The 7,785-nt window shown below is 70.8% G+C and carries 7 protein-coding genes and 1 pseudogene; 1 reads left to right on the plus strand and 7 read right to left on the minus strand.

Annotated elements, in window-relative coordinates:
• Positions 1–101 precede the first annotated feature (101 nt).
• Entirely contained in the window at positions 102–620 is a 519-nt protein-coding gene (locus K6I33_RS27950; protein ID WP_229357315.1) for a hypothetical protein, read from the plus strand.
• Between the two features lie 65 nt (positions 621–685).
• Here K6I33_RS27950 and nuoN read toward each other — a convergent pair whose 3' ends face one another.
• The 7 genes and pseudogenes from nuoN to K6I33_RS27985 all read right to left on the minus strand — a co-directional run.
• Positions 686–2,341 carry an NADH-quinone oxidoreductase subunit NuoN gene (gene nuoN, locus K6I33_RS27955; protein ID WP_229357316.1) on the minus strand — a complete coding sequence of 552 codons (1,656 nt, stop codon included), beginning with the start codon at positions 2,339–2,341 and terminating at the stop codon, positions 686–688.
• Positions 2,338–3,960 (minus strand): NADH-quinone oxidoreductase subunit M, encoded by a 1,623-nt coding sequence (locus K6I33_RS27960; protein WP_229357317.1) that lies wholly within the window; start codon positions 3,958–3,960, stop codon positions 2,338–2,340. The genes nuoN and K6I33_RS27960 overlap by 4 nt, the downstream gene beginning before the upstream one ends.
• A 2-nt stretch (positions 3,961–3,962) precedes the next feature.
• Complete coding sequence (nuoL, locus tag K6I33_RS27965) at positions 3,963–5,858, minus strand: NADH-quinone oxidoreductase subunit L (protein WP_229357318.1); 1,896 nt, start codon at positions 5,856–5,858, stop codon at positions 3,963–3,965.
• Between the two features lie 13 nt (positions 5,859–5,871).
• Positions 5,872–6,171, minus strand: coding sequence for an NADH-quinone oxidoreductase subunit NuoK (nuoK, locus tag K6I33_RS27970; RefSeq protein ID WP_126914763.1), 300 nt, complete (start codon positions 6,169–6,171; stop codon positions 5,872–5,874).
• Positions 6,168–7,007: an NADH-quinone oxidoreductase subunit J gene (locus K6I33_RS27975; protein WP_229357319.1), complete on the minus strand. Its 840-nt coding sequence runs from the start codon at positions 7,005–7,007 to the stop codon at positions 6,168–6,170. Before K6I33_RS27975 ends, nuoK begins: the two co-directional genes overlap by 4 nt.
• Positions 7,004–7,615, minus strand: a complete 612-nt coding sequence (nuoI, locus tag K6I33_RS27980) for an NADH-quinone oxidoreductase subunit NuoI (RefSeq protein ID WP_229357320.1) — start codon at positions 7,613–7,615, stop codon at positions 7,004–7,006. The genes K6I33_RS27975 and nuoI overlap by 4 nt, the downstream gene beginning before the upstream one ends.
• Positions 7,608–7,785 (minus strand): annotated as a pseudogene (locus K6I33_RS27985) (NADH-quinone oxidoreductase subunit H); the annotation flags it as partial. The gene nuoI and the pseudogene K6I33_RS27985, both read right to left, overlap by 8 nt.

Below are 7,785 nucleotides of genomic sequence, written 5' to 3' on the forward strand. Positions count from 1 at the left end.
GCCTGCGGGGGCGGCTGCGGGGGCGGTTGACCCACGGGCGTGCTGCTAGCTTGTCGTGCCCGGCCCCACCGGGTCGGGACATGACAAAGGAAAGGGTGCACGTGCGCAAGGCAGTACAGATCACGGGGGCGGCCGCGGTGGCCGCTGTGCTGATGACCGGCTGCGGCAGCAGCAGCGACAAGGGCGGCGACAAGAGCAAGGAGACCGGGGCCACGGCCCCGGCGACCGCCGACAGCGGGAAGCCCACGCCGGGCGGCGAGGCGTCGAGCGCCCCCGCGCAGCGCGTCTCGGCCGCCGACCTCAAGGGCGGCTGGTCCAAGGGCAAGCTGTCCGACCAGAGCCTGCTGATCCTGTCGTTCGCGGGCAACAAGGTGATGCTCAGCGGGAAGACGGCCTGTTCCGGCAACGTCGTCGACAACGCGCAGCCCGTCACGCTGGAGATCACCCACTGCCAGGACGGCAGCACCGACTACAGCAAGGGCACCGTCAAGAGCTTCGACGGCAAGTCGCTGACGATCGCCTGGGCCTCCGGCAAGGAGGACACCCTCACCAAGGCCGTGGGCGCCGACGGCAAGCCCGCGGGCCTGCCGGCCGGCATCCCGGTCAAGCCCGCGAGCTGACCCGCGTACGACGGCGCCCGGCACCCCGCCTCGCGGGAGGTGCCGGGCGCCGTCGCGTCCTGGTGCTACCGGACGAAGACGCCCGCCTGCCCGGCCAGTTCCAGGAAGTACTGGGGGGCCAGACCGAGGACGAGGGTGACCGCGACGCCGATGGCGATGGCCGAGGACGTCAGCGGGCTGGGCACCGCGACGGTGGGGCCGTCGGCCTTGGGCTCGCTGAAGAACATCAGCACGATCACCCGGATGTAGAAGAACGCCGCGATCGCCGAGGACAGCACACCGACGATGACCAGCGGCGCCGCCCCGCCCTGCGCGGCCGCCTTGAACACCGCGAACTTCCCCGCGAAACCGCTGGTGAGCGGGATGCCCGCGAAGGCCAGCAGGAAGACCGCGAAGACCGCCGCGACCAGCGGCGAACGCCGCCCGAGCCCCGCCCACTTCGACAGGTGGGTCGCCTCGCCGCCCGCGTCCCGCACCAGCGTCACCACCGCGAACGCGCCCAGGGTGACGAAGGAGTAGGCGGCCAGATAGAAGAGGACCGAGGAGACGCCGTCGGGGGTGGCCGCGATGACACCGGCGAGGATGAAGCCGGCGTGGGCGATCGAGGAGTAGGCCAGCAGCCGCTTCACATCGGTCTGGGTGACGGCCACGATCGCGCCGACGAGCATCGTGACGATCGCGACGCCCCACATCACGGGCCGCCAGTCCCAGCGCATGCCCGGCAGGACCACATAGAGCAGCCGCAGCAGCGCGCCGAAGGCCGCGACCTTGGTCGCCGCCGCCATGAAGCCGGTGACCGGCGTGGGGGCGCCCTGGTAGACGTCGGGCGTCCACATGTGGAAGGGCACCGCGCCGACCTTGAACAGCAGCCCCATCAGCACCATCGCCCCGCCGACCAGCAGCAGCGCGTCATGGGCCGTGCTCCCCGCGAGCGCCGGGTCCATGACCCGCGTGGTGCCGCCGACGACGTCGGCGATGCCCGCGTAGGTGACGGTGCCCGCGTAGCCGTAGAGCAGCGCCACCCCGAAGAGCAGGAACGCGGAGGAGAAGGCGCCCAGCAGGAAGTACTTGACGGCCGACTCCTGCGACAGCAGCCGCTGGCGGCGGGCCAGGCCGCACAGGATGTACAGCGGGAGGGAGAACACCTCCAGGGCGACGAACAGCGTCAGCAGGTCGTCGGCGGCGGGGAAGACGAGCATGCCGCCGACGGCGAAGAGCAGCAGCGGGAAGACCTCGGTGGTGACCAGGCCCGCCGCCACCGCCTTCCGCTCGGCGTCCCCGCCGGGCACGGCGGCGGCCTGCGCGGCGAAGGAGTCCACGGGCCGGCCGTCGGCCGCGGGGTCGAGCCGGCGCTCGGCGAAGGTGAACACGGCCACCAGGGAGACGAGGAGAATGGTGCCCTGGAGGAACAGCGCGGGCCCGTCGACGGCGATGGCGCCCATGGCCGCCACATGGGACTTGTCCGACGCGTAGCCGCCCGCCGCCAGGGCGACGACGGCGGCGAAGGCCGCGGCCAGGCCGACGGCCGTCAGCGCGAGCTGGGCGGGGTGACGGACCCGGCGCGGCAGGAAGGCCTCGGCGAGGACGCCCAGGAGCGCGGCGCCGAGCACGATCAGCGTGGGGGACAGCTGGACGTACTCGATGTGCGGGCCGGGGATCCTCTTCGGCGCCTCGGCCGCCGCCAGTGTCCACAGGCTGTGGACAGTTTCCGCGTGGCTCACTTGGCGGCCTCCGCATCGTTCGCACGCACATCGTTCGTACGCACATCGGGCTGGGGATCGCTCTTGTGGACCTGCGACATGGTGTGCGCGACGGCCGGGTCCAGGAGCTGGGTCACGGGCTTGGGGTAGACGCCCAGGAAGAGCAGCAGCGCGATCAGCGGCGCGACGACGGCCAGTTCACGCACCCGCAGGTCGGGCATCTCCCGTACGGACTCGGGCACCGGGCCGGTCATCGTCCGCTGGTAGAGCACGAGGACGTAGAGCGCGGCGAGCACGATGCCGAGGGTGCCGACGATTCCGGCGGCCGGGTAGCGGCTGAACGTGCCGACCAGGACGAGGAATTCGGAGACGAACGGCGCGAGCCCCGGCAGCGACAGCGTGGCCAGACCGCCGACCAGGAAGGTGCCGGCGAGCACCGGGGCCACCTTCTGCACCCCGCCGTAGTCGGCGATGAGCCGGGAGCCGCGCCGGGAGATCAGGAAGCCCGCGACCAGCATCAGCGCGGCGGTGGAGATCCCGTGGTTGACCATGTAGAGCGTCGCGCCGCTCTGGCCCTGGGTGGTCATCGCGAAGATGCCCAGGACGATGAAGCCGAAGTGGGAGATCGAGGCGTAGGCGATCAGGCGCTTGATGTCCCGCTGCCCGACGGCCAGCAGCGCCCCGTAGAGGATGCTGATGAGCGACAGCACCAGGATCACCGGCGTCGCCCACTTCGACGCCTCCGGGAAGAGCTGGAGGCAGAAGCGGAGCATCGCGAACGTGCCGACCTTGTCGACCACCGCGGTGATCAGCACGGCGACGGGCGAGGTGGCCTCGCCCATGGCGTTGGGCAGCCAGGTGTGCAGCGGCCACAGCGGCGCCTTGACGGCGAAGGCGAAGAAGAAGCCGAGGAACAGCGCCCGTTCGGTGACGGTCGCGAACTCCAGCTTCCCGGCGGCCCGCGCCTGGACGATCTCCGCGAGGGAGAAGGTACCGCTGCCCAGCTGGTCGGCGGTGACCGCGTACAGCCCGATGACGGCGGCGAGCATGATCAGCCCGCCGACGAGGTTGTAGAGAAGGAACTTGACCGCCGCGTACGAGCGCTGGGTGGCGCTCTCCGCCTCGCCGCGCTCCCCCGCCCGGTCGCCGAAGCCGCCGATGAGGAAGTACATCGGGATGAGCATGGCTTCGAAGAAGATGTAGAAGAGGAAGACGTCGGTGGCCTCGAAGGCGATCACCACCATCGCCTCGACCATCAGGATCAGCGCGAAGAAGCCCTGAGTGGGCCGCCAGCGCGAGGAGCGGGTCTCCAGAGGATCGGCGTCGTGCCACCCGGCGAGCACGATGAAGGGGACCAGCAGCGCGGTCAGCCCGATCAGCACGACCGAGATGCCGTCCACACCCAGCTCGTAGCGGACCCCGAACTCGGCGATCCAGGCGTGCGACTCGGTGAGCTGGAACGGGCCCTTCGCGTCCGGGTCGAAGCGCACGAGCTGCACCGCCGCCAGCACCAGGGTGACCAGCGAGACGGCCAGCGCGAGCCACTTGGCGGCCGCGCGCCGCTCGGCCGGGACGGCGGCCGTGGCGACCGCGCCCAGCGCGGGCACCGCCGCCGTGGCCGTCAGCAGGGGAAATGACATGACTAGACCGCCCTCATCAGCAGGGTCGCGGCGATGAGCACCGCCGCACCGCCGAACATCGAGACCGCGTACGACCGCGCGAAGCCGTTCTGGAGCCTGCGCATCCGGCCCGACAGCCCGCCGACGGCGGCGGCGGTGCCGTTGACGACGCCGTCCACCAGCGTGTGGTCGACGTAGACCAGGCTCCGGGTCAGGTGCTCGCCGCCCCGGACCAGCACGATGTGGTTGATGTCGTCCTGGAGCAGATCGCGGCGGGCGATCCGCACCGGCAGGCTCCCGGGCGGCGCGGTGACCGGCACCGGCCGGCGCCCGTACTGCGACCAGGCGACCGCCACGCCGATGAAGAGGACCACCAGGGTGGCCGTGGTGACCTGCACGGCGCTGACGGGCGAGTGGCCCTCCTCGTGGCCGGTGACGGGCTCCAGCCACTTCAGGAAGGCGTCGTTGACGCTGAACAGGCCGCCCGCGAGGACCGAGCCCACGGCGAGCACGATCATCGGGATCGTCATCGTCCTGGGCGACTCGTGCGGGTGCGGCAACTCGCCGTTCGCGTCCGGCTGCCAGCGCTTCTCGCCGAAGAAGGTCAGCAGCATCACGCGCGTCATGTAGTACGCCGTGATGGCCGCGCCCAGCAGGGCCGCGCCGCCCAGGATCCAGCCCTCGGTGCCGCCCTTGGCGAAGGCCGCCTCGATGATCTTGTCCTTGGAGAAGAAGCCGGACAGGCCGGGGAAGCCGATGATGGCGAGATAGCCGAGGCCGAAGGTGACGAAGGTGATGGGCATATAGCGGCGCAGTCCGCCGTAGCGCCGCATGTCGACCTCGTCGTTCATGCCGTGCATCACCGAGCCCGCCCCGAGGAAGAGGCCGGCCTTGAAGAAGCCGTGGGTGACCAGGTGCATGATCGCGAAGGGGTAGCCGACCGGGCCCAGCCCGGCGGCCAGGATCATGTAGCCGATCTGGGACATCGTCGAGCCGGCGAGGGCCTTCTTGATGTCGTCCTTGGCACAACCGACGATCGCACCGAAGAGCAGCGTCACCGCGCCGACCGTGACGACGGCGGTCTGGGCGTCAGGCGCCGCGTCGAAGATGGCCCCGGAGCGGGTGATCAGATACACCCCGGCGGTGACCATCGTCGCCGCGTGGATGAGCGCGGAGACCGGCGTGGGACCCTCCATCGCGTCCCCGAGCCAGGACTGCAGCGGCACCTGGGCCGACTTGCCGCAGGCGGCCAGCAGCAGCACCAGCCCGATGGCCGTCAGCTTGCCCTCGCCGGCCTTGTCCGCGTTCTCCAGCACCGGCCCGAAGGCGAAGGTCCCGAAGGTGGTGAACATCAGCATCACGGCGATGGACAGGCCCATGTCGCCGACGCGGTTGACGAGGAACGCCTTCTTCGCCGCCGTGGCCGCGCTGGGCTTGTGCTGCCAGAAGCCGATCAGCAGGTACGACGCGAGGCCGACGCCCTCCCAGCCGACGTACAGCAGAAGGTAGTTGTCGGCGAGGACGAGCAGCAGCATCGCGGCGAGGAAGAGGTTGAGATAGCCGAAGAAGCGCCGCCGCCGCTCGTCGTGGGCCATATAGCCGACCGAGTAGAGATGGATCAGCGAGCCCACGCCCGTGATCAGCAGGACGAAGGTCATCGACAGCTGATCGAGCTGGAAGCCCACGTCGGCGCGGAAGCCGCCGACGGGCACCCAGCTGAAGACGGTCGCGGCCAGCTCGCGGTCCTCGCCGCCGCGGCCCAGCATGTCGGCGAAGAGCACCACGCCGATGACGAACGACAGGGCGGCGGCGAGCGTGCCGATCCAGTGGCCCGCGCGGTCGAGCCGCCGCCCGCCGCACAGCAGCACGCCCGCGCCCAGCAGGGGCACCAGGACGAGCGTTCCGATGAGGTTCTCCACCGTCAGTGTCCCCTTACAGCTTCAGCAGGCCGGCGTCGTCGACCGAGGCGGAGTGGCGGGACCGGAAGATCGTCACGATGATCGCGAGGCCCACCACGACTTCGGCGGCGGCCACGACCATCGTGAAGAAGGCGATGATCTGGCCGTCGAGATTGCCGTGCATCCGGGAGAAGGTGACGAACGCCAGATTGCAGGCGTTCAGCATCAGCTCGACGCACATGAAGATGACGATCGCGTTCCGCCGGATGAGCACACCGGTGGCACCGATGGTGAACAACAGGGCCGCCAGATAGAGGTAGTTGACGGGGTTCACTTGGCTCCCTCCTCGGTGCGCGCCCCGGCGCGGCCCTGGTCGCGCTCCAGCCAGTCCTCCGAGCGCTGCTCCAGCGCCGCCAGCTCCGCGAGCGCCTCGCCCGACACGTCGCGGATCTGTCCCCGCGCGCGCAGCGTGGGGTTGACGGTGAGCTCGGACGGCGTGCCGTCGGGCAGCAGGCCGGGGATGTCGACCGCGTTGTGCCGGGCGTAGACGCCGGGGGCGGGCAGGGGCGGCAGCTGCCTGCCGCCGCGCACGCGCTCCTGGGCGAGCTCGCGCTGGGTGGCGGCGCGCTCGGTGCGCTCGCGGTGGGTCAGCACCATCGCCCCGACGGCGGCCGTGATGAGCAGGGCGCCGGTGATCTCGAAGGCGAAGACGTACTTGGTGAAGAGGAGCGCGGCGAGCCCCTGGACATTGCCGCCGGCGTTGGCCCGGCCCAGCCCGTCGAAGTCGCGCAGCGCGGCGTTGGCGATGCCGGCGGCCAGCAGGACGCCGAAGCCCAGCGCGCACAGCCCGGCGAGCAGCCGCTGGCCCTTGATGGTCTCCTTGAGCGAGTCCGCGGCGGTGACGCCCACGAGCATCACCACGAACAGGAACAGCATCATGATCGCGCCGGTGTAGACGACGATCTGCACGATGCCCAGGAAATAGGCGCCGTTGGCGAGGTAGAACACCGCCAGGACGATCATCGTCCCGGCGAGGCAGAGCGCGCTGTGCACGGCCTTCCTCATCAGCACCGCGCCGAGCGCGCCGGCCACGGCGACGACCGCCAGGATCCAGAACTGGACGGCCTCGCCCGTCGACGTCAGGTACGGGGCGGCGGCGACGGGGCTCATGCCTCCACCCCCTCGTCCTGGGGACGCTCCCCCTTGGAGAGCGCGACCTGCCGGACCGTGCCCGGGGCGGCGCCCGTCACCAGGCCCCGGTAGTAGTCCTGTTCGGTCATCCCGGGGAAGATCGCGTGCGGGGTGTCGACCATGCGGTCCTCGAGGCCCGCGAGCAGCTGCTCCTTGGTGTAGATCAGCGACTCGCGGCTGGCGTCGGCCAGTTCGTACTCGTTGGTCATCGTCAGGGCGCGGGTCGGGCACGCCTCGACGCACAGGCCGCACAGGATGCAGCGGAGGTAGTTGATCTGGTAGACGCGGCCGTAGCGCTCACCGGGCGAGTAGCGCTCCTCGTCGGTGTTGTCCGCGCCCTCGACGTAGATCGCGTCCGCCGGGCAGGCCCAGGCGCACAGCTCGCAGCCGATGCACTTCTCCAGGCCGTCGGGGTGGCGGTTGAGCTGGTGGCGGCCGTGGAAGCGCGGCGCGGTGTGCTTCTTCTCCTCCGGGTACTGCTCGGTCAGCCGCTTCTTGAACATGGCCTTGAAGGTCACGCCGAAGCCGGCCACGGGATTCTGGAAGGGGGCCCGGGGGGCGTCCCCCCGGGAAGACTCGCTAGACACCGTCGGCCTCCTCTCGGTCACTCTGAGTGTCCACCCCACCACTGACAATCAGCTCCCGGTCCTGGCGGGACCGGCGCCGGGGCACGGGCGGCAGGCTCTGGCCGGGCAGCGGCGGCACGGGGAATCCCCCCGCCATGGGGTCGAAGGGGGGCGCGGGCTCCTCGGCCCCC

This window comes from Streptomyces sp. UNOB3_S3, from assembly GCF_020740895.1.
Classification (GTDB): domain Bacteria; phylum Actinomycetota; class Actinomycetes; order Streptomycetales; family Streptomycetaceae; genus Streptomyces.

Bases quoted from the DNA above. Each gene is read 5' to 3' on its own strand.
- K6I33_RS27960 (WP_229357317.1), bottom strand. From the start codon at position 3,960: ATGTCATTTCCCCTGCTGACGGCCACGGCGGCGGTGCCCGCGCTGGGC.
- K6I33_RS27975 (WP_229357319.1), bottom strand. From the start codon at position 7,007: ATGAGCCCCGTCGCCGCCGCCCCGTACCTGACGTCGACGGGCGAGGCC.